The sequence below is a fragment of the Streptomyces sp. AC602_WCS936 genome, from assembly GCF_019049125.1.
In the GTDB taxonomy this organism is placed as follows: Bacteria; Actinomycetota; Actinomycetes; order Streptomycetales; family Streptomycetaceae; genus Streptomyces.
The window spans coordinates 1-207 of the sequence record NZ_JAGMUF010000108.1 but is presented as its reverse complement, the minus strand read 5'-3'; the positions used below and the strand labels follow the sequence as shown (position 1 = coordinate 207).

Genomic DNA, 207 nt, shown 5'->3' with positions numbered 1-207 from the left:
CAGGTAGAGAATACCGAGGCGTTCGGGTGAACTATGGTTCAGGAACTCGGCAAAATGCCCCCGTAACTTCGGGAGAAGGGGGGCCACACCTGGTGATGGAATTTACTTCCTGAGCTGGGGGTGGCCGCAGAGACCAGCGAGAAGCGACTGTTTACTAAAAACACAGGTCCGTGCGAAGCCGTAAGGCGATGTATACGGACTGACGCC

General features: G+C 56.0%; 1 rRNA gene. It reads left to right on the top strand.

The annotated features are described in order from the left end of the window. Nucleotides 1-207 (top strand): 23S ribosomal RNA (locus KUM03_RS29725); the annotation flags it as partial.